General features: G+C 59.2%; 17 protein-coding genes and 1 riboswitch. Of the genes, 6 read left to right on the top strand and 11 right to left on the bottom strand.

Annotated features, from left to right (window positions below; translation table 11 throughout):
* Positions 1–23: 23 nt before the first annotated feature.
* Positions 24–1130: a chorismate synthase gene (gene aroC / locus CLV87_RS05065; protein WP_099243113.1), complete on the bottom strand. Its 1107-nt coding sequence runs from the start codon at positions 1128–1130 to the stop codon at positions 24–26.
* A 103-nt stretch (positions 1131–1233) separates the two neighbouring features.
* A riboswitch (TPP riboswitch) is annotated at positions 1234–1347 on the top strand.
* 40 nt (positions 1348–1387) lie between these two features.
* On the opposite strand from aroC, the gene thiB reads away from it, so the two are divergent.
* Genes thiB through CLV87_RS05050 form a run of 3 tightly spaced genes read left to right on the top strand, consistent with a single transcriptional unit; the run spans position 1388 to position 4585 of the window.
* Complete coding sequence (gene thiB, locus CLV87_RS05060; RefSeq protein WP_370739613.1) at positions 1388–2392, top strand: thiamine ABC transporter substrate binding subunit; 1005 nt, start codon at positions 1388–1390, stop codon at positions 2390–2392.
* Positions 2368–3888 (top strand): thiamine/thiamine pyrophosphate ABC transporter permease ThiP, encoded by a 1521-nt coding sequence (locus CLV87_RS05055; protein WP_099243115.1) that lies wholly within the window; start codon positions 2368–2370, stop codon positions 3886–3888. The genes thiB and CLV87_RS05055 overlap by 25 nt, the downstream gene beginning before the upstream one ends.
* The gene (locus CLV87_RS05050; protein WP_166652671.1) at positions 3875–4585 is read left to right on the top strand and encodes a thiamine ABC transporter ATP-binding protein; all 711 of its coding nucleotides are present in this window, start codon (positions 3875–3877) and stop codon (positions 4583–4585) included. Before CLV87_RS05055 ends, CLV87_RS05050 begins: the two co-directional genes overlap by 14 nt.
* Before the next feature lie 87 nt (positions 4586–4672).
* Here CLV87_RS05050 and CLV87_RS05045 read toward each other — a convergent pair whose 3' ends face one another.
* Genes CLV87_RS05045 through petA form a run of 3 tightly spaced genes read right to left on the bottom strand, consistent with a single transcriptional unit; the run spans position 4673 to position 7422 of the window.
* Positions 4673–5476, bottom strand: a complete 804-nt coding sequence (locus tag CLV87_RS05045; protein WP_099243117.1) for a cytochrome c1 — start codon at positions 5474–5476, stop codon at positions 4673–4675.
* A 14-nt stretch (positions 5477–5490) separates the two neighbouring features.
* Positions 5491–6816, bottom strand: a complete 1326-nt coding sequence (gene petB / locus CLV87_RS05040; RefSeq protein ID WP_099243119.1) for a cytochrome b — start codon at positions 6814–6816, stop codon at positions 5491–5493.
* A gap of 12 nt (positions 6817–6828) precedes the next feature.
* Entirely contained in the window at positions 6829–7422 is a 594-nt protein-coding gene (petA, locus tag CLV87_RS05035) for a ubiquinol-cytochrome c reductase iron-sulfur subunit (RefSeq protein WP_099243120.1), read from the bottom strand.
* A 214-nt stretch (positions 7423–7636) separates the two neighbouring features.
* Between petA and CLV87_RS05030 the strand changes: the two genes are divergently transcribed.
* Positions 7637–8392 carry an outer membrane protein gene (locus CLV87_RS05030; protein WP_099243122.1) on the top strand — a complete coding sequence of 252 codons (756 nt, stop codon included), beginning with the start codon at positions 7637–7639 and terminating at the stop codon, positions 8390–8392.
* 63 nt (positions 8393–8455) lie between these two features.
* On the opposite strand, the gene CLV87_RS05025 is transcribed toward CLV87_RS05030, so the two are convergent.
* From CLV87_RS05025 to CLV87_RS05015, 3 genes are all read right to left on the bottom strand, one after another.
* Positions 8456–9061 (bottom strand): glutathione S-transferase, encoded by a 606-nt coding sequence (locus tag CLV87_RS05025; RefSeq protein WP_099243124.1) that lies wholly within the window; start codon positions 9059–9061, stop codon positions 8456–8458.
* Between the two features lie 68 nt (positions 9062–9129).
* Positions 9130–10053: a tyrosine recombinase XerC gene (locus tag CLV87_RS05020; RefSeq protein ID WP_099244739.1), complete on the bottom strand. Its 924-nt coding sequence runs from the start codon at positions 10051–10053 to the stop codon at positions 9130–9132.
* 20 nt (positions 10054–10073) lie between these two features.
* A complete protein-coding gene (locus tag CLV87_RS05015; protein WP_099243126.1) occupies positions 10074–10781 on the bottom strand; it encodes a DUF484 family protein in 708 nt (235 codons plus the stop codon).
* A gap of 189 nt (positions 10782–10970) precedes the next feature.
* On the opposite strand from CLV87_RS05015, the gene CLV87_RS05010 reads away from it, so the two are divergent.
* Entirely contained in the window at positions 10971–11288 is a 318-nt protein-coding gene (locus tag CLV87_RS05010) for an antibiotic biosynthesis monooxygenase family protein (RefSeq protein ID WP_099243128.1), read from the top strand.
* 2 nt (positions 11289–11290) lie between these two features.
* On the opposite strand, the gene CLV87_RS05005 is transcribed toward CLV87_RS05010, so the two are convergent.
* Complete coding sequence (locus CLV87_RS05005; protein WP_099243130.1) at positions 11291–11980, bottom strand: response regulator transcription factor; 690 nt, start codon at positions 11978–11980, stop codon at positions 11291–11293.
* A gap of 249 nt (positions 11981–12229) precedes the next feature.
* Between CLV87_RS05005 and CLV87_RS05000 the strand changes: the two genes are divergently transcribed.
* Positions 12230–12643 carry a universal stress protein gene (locus CLV87_RS05000; RefSeq protein WP_099243132.1) on the top strand — a complete coding sequence of 138 codons (414 nt, stop codon included), beginning with the start codon at positions 12230–12232 and terminating at the stop codon, positions 12641–12643.
* A gap of 25 nt (positions 12644–12668) precedes the next feature.
* Here the strand turns inward: CLV87_RS05000 and CLV87_RS04995 are convergent, their stop codons facing one another.
* From CLV87_RS04995 to CLV87_RS04985, 3 genes are all read right to left on the bottom strand, one after another.
* Positions 12669–13256 (bottom strand): hypothetical protein, encoded by a 588-nt coding sequence (locus CLV87_RS04995; protein ID WP_133840695.1) that lies wholly within the window; start codon positions 13254–13256, stop codon positions 12669–12671.
* Between the two features lie 66 nt (positions 13257–13322).
* The gene (locus CLV87_RS04990; protein ID WP_099243136.1) at positions 13323–14282 is read right to left on the bottom strand and encodes a HesA/MoeB/ThiF family protein; all 960 of its coding nucleotides are present in this window, start codon (positions 14280–14282) and stop codon (positions 13323–13325) included.
* Entirely contained in the window at positions 14279–14881 is a 603-nt protein-coding gene (locus CLV87_RS04985; RefSeq protein ID WP_099243138.1) for a thiamine phosphate synthase, read from the bottom strand. Before CLV87_RS04985 ends, CLV87_RS04990 begins: the two co-directional genes overlap by 4 nt.
* Positions 14882–15035: the final 154 nt, after the last annotated feature.

Genomic DNA, 15035 nt, shown 5'->3' with positions numbered 1-15035 from the left:
AACTGTCATCAATCTAAATGGCCTCAAACAGGACCGATTTTGCCGCCTGCATCGCCAATTTGACCACGATGCAACAGCAGATGATCCAGGATGACACAGGCCATCATCGCTTCACCAACCGGTACGGCGCGAATGCCAACACAGGGGTCGTGACGCCCTTTGGTCACGATTTCGGTGTCCTGACCGTCGATTGTGATGGTCTTGCGCGTGTTCAGGATCGACGAGGTCGGCTTGACCGCAAATCGGGTCACGATTTCCTGGCCGGTCGAAATACCGCCCAAAATGCCACCCGCATGATTTGACCCGTAAACTGGCCCATCGGGGCCCATGCGGATCTCATCTGCATTATCGGTTCCGGTTAGTTCCGCCGCCGCCATGCCGTCGCCAATCTCAACCGCCTTGACTGCGTTGATCGACATCATGGCTGCCGCCAGATCCGTATCCAGCTTACCATAAACCGGCGCACCAAGACCTGCGGGAACACCGCGCGCGGTCACCTCGATGACGGCACCGACACTGTCGCCAGATTTGCGCAACCCGTCCAGGTACTCAGCCCAATCCTCGGCGGTCACCGCATCCGGGCACCAGAATGGGTTGGTATCGATCACATCCCAGTCAAACCGTGTCCGATCCATGCGGCGCGGACCCATTTGCACCATGTATCCTTTGATCTGGATACCGGGGGCCAAATGATCCAAAGCCGCGCGGGCCAATCCGCCAGCAGCCACACGGGCCGCCGTTTCGCGGGCCGAGGACCGACCACCACCGCGATAATCGCGAATGCCGTATTTCTGCCAATAGGTAATATCCGCATGGCCGGGTCGGAATTTTTGCGAAATCTCGGAATAGTCTTTGGAGCGCTGATCGGTATTCTCGATCATCAACTGCACCGATGTTCCGGTGGTCTTGCCCTCAAAAACACCCGACAAAATCTTTACCGCATCCGGTTCGCGCCGCTGGGTGGTGAACTTGTTCTGACCCGGTTTGCGCTGGTCCAGCCAGACCTGCAGCATCTCTTCGGTGATTTCCACACCCGGAGGGCAACCATCAACCGTCGCGCCCAGAGCCGGCCCATGGCTTTCACCCCAGGTCGTGACACGGAAGAGATGACCAAATGTATTCATGCTCATGGGCGGGTCTCCTTTGCCAAGCACTCCTAGGGCAGAGCGGCCAGAGCCTCAAGCGCTATTGAGGCAAAACTGCTTGCACATCCGGCCCTGTCCCCCTAGCGTCACGGCCACCTCGGGGTGCCGGTTTCCGGCTGAGATGCCCGGTCGCAAGGCCATGGGTGAACCCGTTGAACCTGACCCGGTTAATTCCGGCGGAGGAAAGGTCCGGACTTGAGATATGTGCCGACCCCTTCGCGCCATTGTCTTGGAGGACGACCATGAAAATCACGGTGACCACCACCATGAAAGCCTTCACCTTTGTCGCGGGATGCCTGACTGCCAGCACGGCCTTGGCCGAAACGCCTGTGCTGACCGTCTACGCGCCTGACTACTTTGTGTCGGAATGGGGCCCGGGCCCCAAGATCGAAGAGCTGTTTGAAGCGCAATGCGGCTGCGACTTGCAGTTCAAGCCCGGTGATCTGCTGCCACGTGTCCTGCTTGAGGGCGACAAGACCGAAGCGGATATCGTCATTGGCCTAAACACCGATGTCACCAAAAAGGCGCGCGAATCCGGGCTGTTTGCCCCGCATGGCGCGACGCTGGACGGGCTGACCCTGCCTTTGGACTGGTCGGATGACACGTTCCTGCCGTTCAACTATGGCCACACCGCTTTTATCTATGACACGACCAAGATCGACACCGCCCCGGCCAGCTTTGATGACCTGTTGAACGCGCCGGATGATCTGCGTCTGGTTATTCAGGACCCGCGCAGCTCGATTTCCGGTCTAGCTTTGGTTCTCTGGGTCAGCGCCGTTTATGGTGACAAAGCCGAAGAGGCTTGGGCCAAGCTCGCCCCGAAGATTGTTACCGTGACGCGCGGATGGTCTGAAAGCTATGGCATGTTCACCGATGGTGAAGCCGACATGGTGCTCAGCTACACCACATCGCCCGCCTATCACATCATCGCCGAGGGCGATGAAACCAAAAAGGCGGCGATCTTCCCGGAAGGGCACTATTTCATGGTGGAATTGGCGGCAAAAACCGCCTCGACCGATCAGCCTGAATTGGCGGATCAATTCATGGAATTTGTCGTGGGTGGCGATTTCCAGGGCATGATCGCGACAGGCAACTGGTCGATCCCCGCCGCCCTGCCAAAAGAGCAATGGCCCGAAGGGTTCCAAAAGCTGGATCTGCCGGAAAAGGTCTTGTTCTTTGACGAAAACGAAGCTGCGGCTTTGCGTGAGGATGCAATCGAGGCATGGCGCAGCGCGCTCTCGCAATAAGCGCGGGTTTGGTTCTGGCGGCGCTGACGCTGGGGCCAATCATTGCGGTATTTTATCGGGCCGGGGGCGTGTCAGCCTTCCGGCCCGGTGACCTTGAAGCGTTGCAATTCACCGTCTGGCAGGCGGTGCTGTCGGGCTTGTTCTCTGTCCTCTTGGCCATTCCCGTCGCACGCGCGCTGGCGCGCCGCCAGTTTCCGGGGCGCGGGATTTTGATTTCCCTGATGGGTGCACCTTTTATTTTACCCGTCATCGTCGCGGTCATGGGGCTGATCTCAGTCTTTGGTCAGAACGGTTTGTTGAATGCGGGATTGGCGACCTTTGGTTCGCCGAAACTCGATGTCTACGGGTTGCATGGCGTCGTGCTGGCGCATGTGTTTTTCAACCTGCCACTGGCCACACGGATGTTATTGCAGGCCTGGCTGGCCATTCCGGGTGAGCGTTTCCGACTGGCGGCATCGCTGGGGCTCAGCCCCAGGGCGCGGTTTCTGACATTGGAATGGCCCTTGATCCGCCGCATTGCGCCGGGGGCCTTTGCGGTGATCTTTGTGATCTGCCTGACCAGTTTCGCGGTAGCGTTGACGCTGGGCGGAGGGCCGCGTGCCACAACGGTCGAACTGGCGATCTATCAAGCGATGCGTTTTGATTTTGATCTCGCGCGGGCGGCGACCTTGGCGATGCTGCAACTTGGCCTGGCTGTTGTTGCCGGGATCATCGCCTTGCGGCTGGCCCCGGCGCAGGGGTTTGGTGTTGGACGCGACAGGCCGGTATCCACTTGGTCCAACGGGGCCGCTTGGGCGCGCATCATGGACGCCACCTGGGTTCTTGCCGCCGCGGCTTTCCTCTTGGTTCCGCTGGCGATGGTTATCTCCAAGGGTATTCCGGGCCTGTTAGATGGGGCCGGGCAGGGGACATGGCAGGCGGCCAAGCATTCTCTGCAAGTCGCGCTGGCCTCGACCGCGCTTTGTTTGCTCTGGGCTCTGCCCTTGGCCAATCGGCGCGGAGAGCTGCTCTCTGTGGCTGCCATCGCCATGTCGCCGCTGGTTCTGGGCACCGGGTTGTTCCTGATCCTGCGGCCTTTCGTGAACCCGTTCAGCATGGCTTTGCCGGTCACAACAGTGGTCAACGCCATGATGGCCTTGCCCTTTGCGCTGCGTATACTGAGGCCCGAGGCCGAGACACTGGAGCAAGACTTTGGTCGCTTGCGCCAGACACTGCGCATGAGCGGCTGGGCCTGGTTACGCCTGGTCTGGTTGCCGCGCCTGCGCCGGCCGATGGGCTTTGCCGCCGGGTTGACGGCGGCTTTGGCGATGGGGGATCTCGGCGTGATAGCCTTATTCGCGGACCCGGACCGCGCCACGCTGCCCTTGCAGGTCTACCGTTTGATGGGGGCCTATCAGATGGAGGCTGCGGCTGGCGCAGCACTGTTATTGTTATTGCTGAGTTTTGGCCTGTTCTGGCTGTTTGATCGCGGGGGGCGCATTCATGCTGAGCGTTGAGAATATGGTTGTCCCTATGGACAGCTCGGACCTGTCTGGGACATTGACCTTGGCTCCGGGGCGGCGGGTGGCTGTGTTGGGGCCAAGCGGCGCAGGCAAATCGACTTTCCTCGATGCTTTGGCCGGGTTTCGCGGGCTGAAGGTGGGGCAAATCCGTTGGTCGGGCGAGGATCTGACCAGCTTGCCGCCGGATCAAAGGCCGGTGTCGATCCTGTTTCAGGACAGCAATCTGTTCCCGCATCTCAGCATTTTTCGCAATCTCACATTGGCTCTTCGCCCCGGAGGCCGGGCCGCCTCGCCACAGGATCGCTTGCGCATTGAAGGGGCGCTGAAGCGTGTTGGGCTTGAGGGGATGGGGGATCGCAAACCGGGCAGCCTGTCCGGCGGCCAACAAAGCCGCGCTGCTTTGGCACGGGTGATGCTGCAGGCGCGCCCAATCATCCTCTTGGATGAACCGTTTTCCGCACTTGGCCCGGCGCTCAAGGCGGAAATGCTGGCCCTGGTCAAAGAGGTGGCGGGCAATGTCGGGGCCCTGGTGATCATGGTCACCCACGACCCCGCAGATGCAAGCAGCTTTGCCGAGGATGTGGTGCTGGTGGCAGAAAACAAAGTGCATCTGCCAGTCGCGACAGCGGCTTTCTTTGCCAACCCGCCGGAGGCATATCGGGAGTATGTAGGGGTGGCTGCTGAGAAGTGAGCATGGTTTGCTAAAGAAGACAGCTCAGCCCTAACAAAAAAAGCCCCGCCAGATTGGCGGGGCTTTGTGTTTCGCTATGCGCAGAACTTAGTCCTTGCGGCCGTATTTGATCGGCTTCCACAGACGCTTGTTGGTCAGGTAGAGCAGGACCGACAGCACGGTCAGGAACAGAACGGCGGTGAAACCGGCCTGCTGGCGCGCCATCATTTTGGGTTCTGCTGTCCACATCAGGAAGGCGGCGATGTCCTCGGCTTCGTGGTGCAGCGAGTTGGAATGGCCATCGGCATATTCCACGTCTTCACCATAAAGCGGCGGTGCCATGGAGATCCAGCCACCCGGGAAAGCGGTGTTCGCGTACAGGGTCACACCGGCTTCTTCCTTTTCCTCACCGGTATAACCGGTCAGCAAAGAGGCGATGTATTCCGCGCCGCCCATGCCTTTGAACAGCTGGTTCATACCTGTGCCATAGGGGCCGTGGAAACCTGCGCGGGCCTTGGCCATCAAGGACAGGTCAGGGGCACCAGCGCCGGTATTGGCCGGGAAGAAGTCAGCAGGCTTGGCCGGGCGGAAATCGCCATCGCCATCTGCCAGTTCCGGATCCCAAGTTTCAAAGTTCTGCTCCGAATAGGCGCGCACTTCGTCCTCGGTGAACTCAGGACCACCGGGGTCGCCCAGAGTACGCAGAGGCACGTATTGCAGACCGTGACAGCTTGCGCAGACCTCGGTGTAAACCTGCAAGCCGCGCTGCAGCTGGTGCTGGTCAAACTTGCCAAACGGACCTTCGAACGAGAATTGGAAATCCTCGACATGGCCGGCACCGCCTGCCGCCATGGCGCTGGTCGCGCCAAGGGTCAAAGCAGTCAGAGCCGAAAGGGTGAGTTTTTTGAACATCTCTGTCGGTCCTCTTACTCAGCAGGTGTATCGGCGGATTTGCCGTACTGGTTGTTGAAGTCTTCTTCGATGGTCGCAGGCTGGGCCAGCGGCTTTTCGATGACACCCATCAGCGGCAGGATCACCAGGAAGTAACCGAACCAATAGGCCGACCCGATCAGCGAGAAGCTGGCATAGGGTTCTTCGGCGGGCATGGCACCCAGCCACATCAGCACGACAAAGTCGATGACCAACAGCCAGAACCACCATTTCAGCATTGGGCGGAAACGGGCGGAGCGGACCGAAGAGGTGTCCAGCCAAGGGGCCAGCGCCATAACGGCGATCGCACCGAACATTGCCACAACACCAAAGAACTTGGCGTCAACGATGCCACCGGTCACGAAGGAAACGAACTGCACCAGCCAAACATCGGCGGTGAACGCACGCAGGATGGCGTAGAAGGGCAGGAAGTACCATTCAGGCACGATGTGTGCCGGAGTTACCAGCGGGTTCGCCTCGATGTAGTTATCCGGGTGGCCCAGATAGTTCGGCATAAAGCCGACGATGGCAAAGAACACAGCCAGGATCACAGCCAGCGCGAATACGTCTTTGATGACGTAGTAGGGCCAGAATGGAACGGTGTCTTTCTTGACCGATTCCTTGCTGTCACGACGCACTTCGACGCCTGCCGGGTTGTTGTTGCCGGTGGTGTGGAAAGCCCAGATATGGACGATCACCAGGGCAGCAATCACGAATGGCAGCAGATAGTGCAGCGAGAAGAAGCGGTTCAGCGTGGCATTGTCCACAGCAGGCCCGCCCAGCAGCCAGGTCTGGATCGATTCACCGATGAACGGGATCGCGCCAAACAGGCCGGTGATCACGGTGGCCCCCCAGAAGGACATCTGACCCCAAGGCAGAACGTAGCCCATAAAGCCGGTGCCCATCATCAGGACAAAAATCAGCATCCCGACGATCCATGTGATCTCACGCGGGGCCTTGTAGGACCCGTAGTAAAGGCCGCGGAACATGTGGATGTAAACGGCGACAAAGAACAGCGACGCGCCGTTCATATGCAGATAGCGGATCATGTGACCGCCATTCACGTCACGCATGATGTGTTCGACCGACGCAAAGGCGTAATCGACATGCGGGGTGTAGTGCATCACCAGGATAACGCCGGTCGCAATCATGTGGACCAGGCAGTAGGCCAGAACGATGCCCCAGATCCACCACCAGTTCAGGTTCTTGGGGGTGGGGATCATGATGGTGTCATAGACTAGGCCAACAACGGGCAGACGCTCGTGAAGCCATTTTTCGAAACCCGTCTTGGGTTCGTAATGATCGTGCGGAATTCCGGACATTCTTGCGCTCCCTTATCCGAGTTTGATTGTGCTGCCATCGACCCACTGGGCCGGTGGAATTGGCAGGTTTTCTGGCGCCGGACCTTTGCGGATGCGGCCCGCCAGGTCATAGTGGGAGCCGTGGCACGGGCAGAACCAGCCATCATATTCGCCTGCATCGCCCAATGGAACGCAGCCCAGGTGGGTGCAAACGCCCATTTGAACCACCCACGCCTGAGGCGCTTCGCCTTCGGGGGATGGCATTGTGCGGTTGGCGTCCGAAGCGTCGGCCGCGCCGTCGCTCAGGTTGGCGTTTCGCGCCAGCGGGTCGATAACCGCTTCGCCTGCCAGAAAGGCTTCGTTCTGCTCTTTGGCTTTCGAAATCTCTTCACCGGTGCGGTGACGGATAAAGACCGGCTTGCCCAGCCATTTAACGGTCAGCTGAGTGCCTGGCTCAACGCCGGACACATCCACGCGGATGCTGGACAGGGCCAGAACATCAGCCGATGGATTCATCTGATTGACCAAGGGCCATGCGGCGGCACCAGCGGTAACTGCACCAGCGCCGGCTGTGGCGTAGTACAGAAAGTCCCTGCGGGTGCCTTCGTGATCGTCTGCTTGTGACACGAGGTTTGCTCCATTGCTATTGCTCGGGGCCGAGAGAATCGACCGCAACACAAAAGGCCGCTTGATCGGCGGCGTTTCCGGGGCGTTATTTAGCGGTCACGTTTCGGGGCGTAAAGAACACAAAGAGCTGAGTTTGCAATCAGCGCGGATGTGTCGCGGTTGCATGACAGGGGTTGGAAGCCTATCTGGCCAAGTATCGATCGGAGTATGTCCTATGACCAAACTGATTCTGACCACAGCGCTTGCAACTTCGCTTAGCTTTGCCCTCGCAGCCCCAGCTTTGGCCGAGGTCGAGCTGTCCATTTATACTGGTTGGCAAACCGCACCCCATAGCCGCGTCAAGGGCACTTTGCCCGGTGATGCTGTTGGTGGGGGTGGTGGCACGGATGCGTCCCAAACTGGCGGCCCGGCTTTTGCCATTGGCGACACAACAGGCGATGCGGCCCCTGGCGCTGATTTCAACGAATTGTTCGGCTGGGAAGGTCGCTCAGGTGAATTGCCGCCCTATTATGGTGTGCGCGCAACCTGGTGGCAGAATGACAAATGGGGCTATGGCGTCGAATTTTCGCATAACAAAGTCTACGCCAACAGATCTGACCGCGAAAACCTGGGCTTTTCCCGTCTTGAGTTCACCGATGGTCTGAACATCGTCACGCTGAACGTCTCGCGCCGGTGGCAGGATCAATGGGGCAGCTTTACCCCTTATGTCAGCGGTGGTCTTGGTGTCGCCATCCCGCATGTGGATGTGCGCCATGATGCGTCGGATTCGCGCACCTATGAATTCCAATATACCGGCCCGGCCATGCGCCTGACGGCTGGTGCCAGCTATGCCATCAATGATCGCTATTCAGTCTTTGGCGAATACCAGTTCACCTATTCTCATAACGAGGTCGATCTGGACGAGGGCGGCAGTTTCGAAACCGATATCAAAACCAATGCCTTGAATATCGGTATCTCGATGTCCTTCTGATTTGGTTTCGAAAGGCTAAGAAACAAAAGGCGGGGTCGACCCCGACTTTTTCATTTAGAACGCTCACGCAACCGGTACGGTTTCGGCCATCGATGGGCGCTCGCGGAAACTCTTTTCCCAGGCGGCTAAGGCATCGCGCCCCGCGCGCCAATTGCGGGCATCATGGCGCAGGTCCAGATAGCCCAAAGCGCAACCGACCGAGATATGCCCGATATCGAGCGGGCCATACAGGTGGCTCATCCAGCGATTGTTCAGCGCATCAAGCGCGCGTTCGATCTTGGCCCATTGGCTGGTCAGCCAGTCGTCAAACACCAGCTCTTCGGGGCGCAGTTTGACCTCATAGGCCATGGACACAGCGCAATCCATGATACCATCGCCTGTGGCTTCCAGTGTCAGCGTGTCCCAAATCCGCTCTTCCGGGTACAGCCCGGCCTCGGCCCGGGCATCCAGAAAGCGGCAGATCACCCGGCTGTCATACAGCGTCGGCGCATCCGGGCGTGTCAGGGCCGGGATCTTGCCCAGCGGGTTGGCGGTTTTCAGATCTGCATCGGTGTTCAGGGCGGTTGTCTGAATCGCGAGGTGCTCGACATCCGCCATCTGCCCGGTTTCACGCAGCAAAACGCTGACTTTGCGCACATAAGGAGAGGTGGGTGAGAAATACAACTGCATGGGTCAATCCTGTCGCGTCACTATGGTCACGGGCAAGCTAACCCGCCAGGCGGGATTGGCAAGCGCTCTCAGCTGTCTTTCGCCTTGGGATGCGTGGCCTCATAGACTTTCATCAGATGCACTTGATCCACAGCCGTATAGGCCTGGGTCGTCGAGAGCGACGCATGCCCCAGCAACTCCTGGATTTCACGCAAATCCCCCCCGGCCTCCAGCAAATGCGTGGCAAAGCTGTGGCGCATGGCGTGCGGCGTTGCGGTGGCGGGCAGGCCCAGTTGCATCCGCGCCTGTTCGGTAACCTTGCTGATCTGGCGCGGGTTCAACGGTCCGCCGCGGACACCGCGAAACACGGCATCATCCGGCCCTATCTCAAAGGGGCATTGTTTGAGATAGGCAGCAACCGCTTGCCGTGCGACGGGCAGCACGGGCACAATGCGCTCCTTGCCACCTTTGCCCAGGATTCGCAGCGCTTCGCCCAAGGGCAGGTCGCGACCGCGCAGACCCAAAGCTTCGGAAATCCGCAGCCCGCAACCATAAAGCAAAGTGATCACCGCCGCATCGCGTACACCGATCCAATCCTGACGTGCTTGAACAGCCACCGTGTCGATCATCGCCTTGGCGGCGTCTTCTGCCAGGGGGCGGGGCAGTTTCTTTTCAAACTTTGGCGCGCGGGCCAGTAGAACAGCGGTGGGTTCAAACCCTTCGCGATCCGCCAGCCAGCGGTAGAAATTCTTGACCGCCGACAATTTGCGCGCGACCGAGCGTGTTCCGGTGCCGGTTTGGCGCAAATGCGCCATCCAACTGCGCATGTCCCGCGTCGTCACCCGTGCCAAAGGGGTCAAGCCTTGCGGCTCGCCATGATGGGCGGTCAGAAAGGCGATGAATTCCAGAACATCGGTCTGATAGGCGGCGATTGTATTGTCTGCCGCAGCCTTGATGGCACGGGCATGGGACAGCCAGGTTTGCAGCGCATCCCGCGCTGCCGGGGAAATCATCACCTGTGAGGGTGCCGCGCTCACGACAGCCAGCGGCGCATGGTCCGTTCGAACACGCCAGCGAAAAAGCCCAGCAAGTCAGTGCCTTGCTGAGGGGTGAACATATGCGGATCTTCGGAGCCCAGAACCAGCAAGCCGGGCAGGCGGCCCGGGCCAAAGTCAAGCTTGAGGCAGGCTTCGGAACGGATCCACTCGGCCTTGTCGCCATAAATACGCGCATCGCCATTGTGGAGTTGGCGCAAGGTCACCTGTTTCAGCGGCGCTTCGCGGCCATCGGCAACAAAGGTTTCAACAAAGCCCGGTTCGGCGACCGAAAGAACATCGCCAACCCTTTTCACAACATTTTCCCCGTCCGAGGCGGCGGTTTCCAGAACCAGCTTGATCACATCCACACGCAGGATTTGCGCCACTTCGGTGCCCAGATCCTTGAGGAAAGGTTCAAACTCCACCGGGTCCAGCATCCGCAACACGGCGCGATGAATCTGGTTGGTGCCCGCCAGATTCTCATAGGCCGCAGCGATGACCGAGCGATGGGTGTCCTCCAACCGGTCCAACCGGGATTCCAGCCGCTCCATCGCGATGCCGCGCAGATCGATGATATTGCCCCCCATGGCGCGCTCATTTGCAGCGATCAGCGCATGCATCAGGTCTTTGTCGTCCAGAATCATATCCGGGCGCGAAATGATGCTTTCGCGGAGGGAATCCTCGATACGCTGCGTATTGCTCATGTCTAATGTGACCTGTGATCTGATTGCTCGGATGCGCATAACTGTCGCCTTGGGGCGATCTTGGCGCGGGGTTGGTCCATCTTTGGCCCTTTGGGGCCGGTTCTGTCAAGGATTTCCCAAGTTTAGAGGGGGCCGAAGCGCTGGACAGATGCAAAAACCCTGTCACTATGAGGGGATAGGGAGGAAGCTATGCCAAATATTTCAGCCAGCTCTGACGCCCAGACCGTCATCACCACCTTTGAAACCAGCCCGGGCACCTGCCAGGATCTGTTGGACGCACTGCAAGACGCCTATGCGTCGTTCATTTCCAAACAGCCGGGCTTTATCGCCGCCGGGTTGCATGTGAATGACGCCCAGACGCGGATCGCCAACTATTCGCAGTGGCAAAAACGCGAGGATTTTCAGGCGATGCTGCGCAGCGATGAAATGCGCCAACGCAACCGGCGCATTTCGGAACTGTGTCGCACGTTCGAGCCCGTGCTCTACGACGTCGCAGCCACGTTTTAGCGTCAGGCCGCTTCGGGTGTGACTGTCACGTTCAGGCTTAACCGGAAACCGGCACCGCGCACGGTTTCCAACTCAACCGCATTGGCCGTTGCCTTGAGGCAAGAACGAATGTTGCAGGCATAGACGTCGAAAATCCGGGTCTCGGGTTCGCCTTCGAGACCGTAGATATGATTGAGCAGCGCATCGCGGGTCACAACCTGACCGGGGCGCAGGGCGATAAATTCGAGCATTTCGTAGATCTTCGGGCTCATCTTGACCGGGCAGCCATTGATATGGGCCATCCGTTTGTTCAGGTCGAGCCGCAGCGGACCATAATCCACCTGCGCCATCGGGAACCCTAGAGCACGCCGGGCCACGGCCATCAAATGGTGCAGGATCTCTTCGTTGGGCTGGGTCGGGTCAATGATCGCATCCGCCCCCTCAGAGAACCATTCTGCCTTTTGCTTGGATGATGCGTCGGCGGAAAGAAGGACAACAGGTGTGCGCCCGGATGCGGCACGCAGTTCGCGCAGGGTGATAGAGCCTTTGCCGATTTGATCGGCTTCGATCAGCACTAGGTCCGACACTCCTAGAGCGAGGAAATGGATCAAATCTTCGGGCCGGTCGGTTCGCGTCAGCAAAGTTCCGGTGCCCAGAATATCTTGTGCCAGGCTCATCATGTCCCAGCTTGTTTCAGCGATCATATAGCGCATAGGGTCGTCCTCCCGTTTCCAGAGGTCCCGGCCATTCGTGGCCCTAATGGGACCACACACATGGCGTTCGGGATCCAGATCAGCGCCTTCTGACTGCGAGATGGATCGGAAAAGCAACGTTCTGCCGCTTGGATTAGGGATAGAAACGAAATGTGCAACAAATGTGGCGCAAATACGGATTTGGTCTGACTTGTATCAAGGTTGCAAATCGGGGAACGCGGCAGGATATGGGGCAGGAGGTACAGCATCATGTACAAGAATATTCTGGTCCCGATCGCTTTTGACGACACCAAGGATGTCAAAGGTCACAAGGGTATCGAAATTGCTCAGGCCCTGGCCGCTGATGGTGCGCGGGTGACCCTGTTGCATGTGGTTGAACAAATCCCCGGCTACGCTGTCAGCTATCTTCCAGCGGATTACACCGCTCAGGTCCGCAAAGCGCTGGATAGCGAATTGCAGGATCTGGCGGCCGAAGTTCCGGGCGGCACCGGGCTTGTGGTCGAAGGGCATTCCGGCCGCACCATTCTGGACTGGGCCGAAGCGAATGACGTCGATCTGATTGTCGTCGCGTCTCACCAGCCGGGCATGCAGGATCTGCTGCTTGGCTCCACCGCAGCCAAAGTGGTGCGTCACGCGCATTGTGCGGTGCACGTGATCCGCTGACGTCTGAACGTCTTGACCCTAGGTCTTATGGCTTGGGCAGTTGCATATCCGGCTTGGCGGTGTAGTCGAAACGCGACACCGCCTCCATCCCGTTCAGGGTGTAGGCATAGGTGAACTGCTTGGGCAGGCCCGTGGCCGGGTCCATCACATAGCTCACCTGCCATTCACTTTGATAAGGCGGCACTATGTCGATCACACCGCTGATCCGGTCATAAGTGCTCCCGTCAATCTCAACACTGTCGCATTCCGCACTGAGAACATTCTCGGACTGGCTTTTGCGCGTCGCGGCCAGCCCGTCTTTGTATTGCTGCAAATCCGTGCTGTAGAGCAGCGTCCACTCGCCATTGCCATCCGCCTGATAGGTTCCGCCTTCGTAAAACAGCGTATCGGGCAGGCCCTTGGGAGTGATGGTTTTGATCAGCGAATGGGTGTCGCTCATGAATTGCTGAAAGGTGACAGTCTCGCCGCCACCAATTTTGCCCGTTGCCTGGGCCTCATACGGTGTTTGCGTGAACAAGGGATTGGCCAGAATATCGGCCAGCCTGTCCGCGCAGGGATCGGCCAAGGCGGGCAAAGGCAGGCAGGTGAGGAGAGCGAGACGCATAAGAGACATGGGAAAACCTGTTGGGGGGCAATTGCCTGACCCTAACACGCCTTACGCAACCGTCAAAACCCGCAGTCAGGCCGCACATTGTGCAAACAAGGCGAGGTTTTTGGCCCCTTTGCTTTGCAACACCCGTGCCGCCCGCCAGGATCGCAGACCAGTCTGACAGCCGAGTACAAGGCGTTGGGTGGGCGGGACGTTTAAATCCGCCAACTCTTCCATCGTCACGCGCTGGGCCGCAGGGGCAAATGTCTCAGCGCATTCCGAAGCTGGGCGGAGTTCGATCAAAAGGTCACCCTCTTCCAGCAGCGCTGCATCGACAAAGGGCAGGGGGGCGGTTGGATCCGGAGCATTGTCAAAGCGGAAACCGCCAAAGCCAAACCTTTGCATATCCAGGGTCAAAAGCTGCCCCAGCGGGCTCGGGTCTGCACCAACCAAGACCGAGATCGCCATTTGCGCCTGCGCCGTGCCGACCATGCCAACCACCGGCCCCAGCACGCCCGCGGTCGCGCAATTGGCGGCGCTGTCGGGCAGGTCGGGAAACACCGCGCGCAGGCTCGGGGCAGTGGCGCAAAAGGCCCCGACATAGCCCGACATGCCCAGAACCGAGGCGCTGACCAAAGGTTTGCCCACCCGTTGGCATGTGTCCGACAATATATAGGACACCGCAAAACTATCCGCCGCGTCGATCACCAGATCCACATGGGTCACGGCGTTTTCGGCGTTGGAAGGGGTCAAACGGCTCAGATGCGGGTGCAGCCTCGTGGCCGGATGGGCGGCTGTCAGGTGTCGCACCGCTGCCAGCGCCTTGGCTGTGCCGATATCCTCCATCCGATAAAGCGGCTGGCGGTGCAGGTTGCTTTCCTCGACCTGGTCATCATCCATCAAGGTGATCTCACCCACTCCGGCCCCAGCCAGATACTGCAAAACCGGGCAGCCCAGGCCGCCCGCCCCCACCACCAAGACATGAGCGCGGGCCAGCGCCTGCTGCGCCTTTGTGCCGATGATCTGCTCTTGGCGGGCAAAACGGCTCATTCCACTGCGCTTTCGCAGGTTTCGATCCAGAGGCGCGTTTGCGCTTCGGGATCGGGCGCTTGTTGGATATCCGTCACAACGGCGACACTGTCGGCCCCCGCAGCCAACACACCCGGCACGCGTTCGGGGGTCAGCCCACCGATAGCGACCAAAGGCACGTCGCCCACACGGCGTTTCCATTCGGTGACGCGATCCAAGCCCTGCGGCCCCCATTTCATCTTTTTCAGCAAGGTCGGATAGACCGGCCCCAGCGCGACATATTCGGGTTGCAAGGCAAGGGCACGGTCCAGCTCGGCCTCGTCATGGGTCGACAGCCCAAAGCGCACGCCCGCCCGGCGCAAGGCGGCGAAATCGGCGGTGTCCATATCCTCTTGGCCAAGGTGGACAAAATCACAGCGCTCTTCCAGCGCCAATTCCCAGTAATCGTTCACCACCAACTGCGCCTTATGGACGGCGCAGAAATCGCGGGCGCGAATGATTTGCCGACGCACCTCGTCCAAAGGCTGATCCTTGATCCGCAACTGCACCAGCTTGACCCCCAAAGGGACCAGCAGCTCAAGCCGCGAAACATGGCCTACGAGCAAATAAAAGCGTTCCATTAGAAATGTCCTTGCCTTTGATTTTTTGCACCCACCGGATTGCTTGCGATCCGGTTCACGCCCAACCCGCCGCCAGGGCGGGCGTGATGATGAAAGGTTGTTGTGCCTTGATACGATTGGCATATCGACAGGTTGCGGATGCCAGAAGGCCGCC

This window comes from Pelagimonas phthalicica, from assembly GCF_004364805.1.
GTDB lineage: Bacteria > Pseudomonadota > Alphaproteobacteria > Rhodobacterales > Rhodobacteraceae > Pelagimonas > Pelagimonas phthalicica.
Note: the sequence above shows the minus strand (reverse complement) of the source record. Positions and strands in the feature narration are given on the sequence as shown.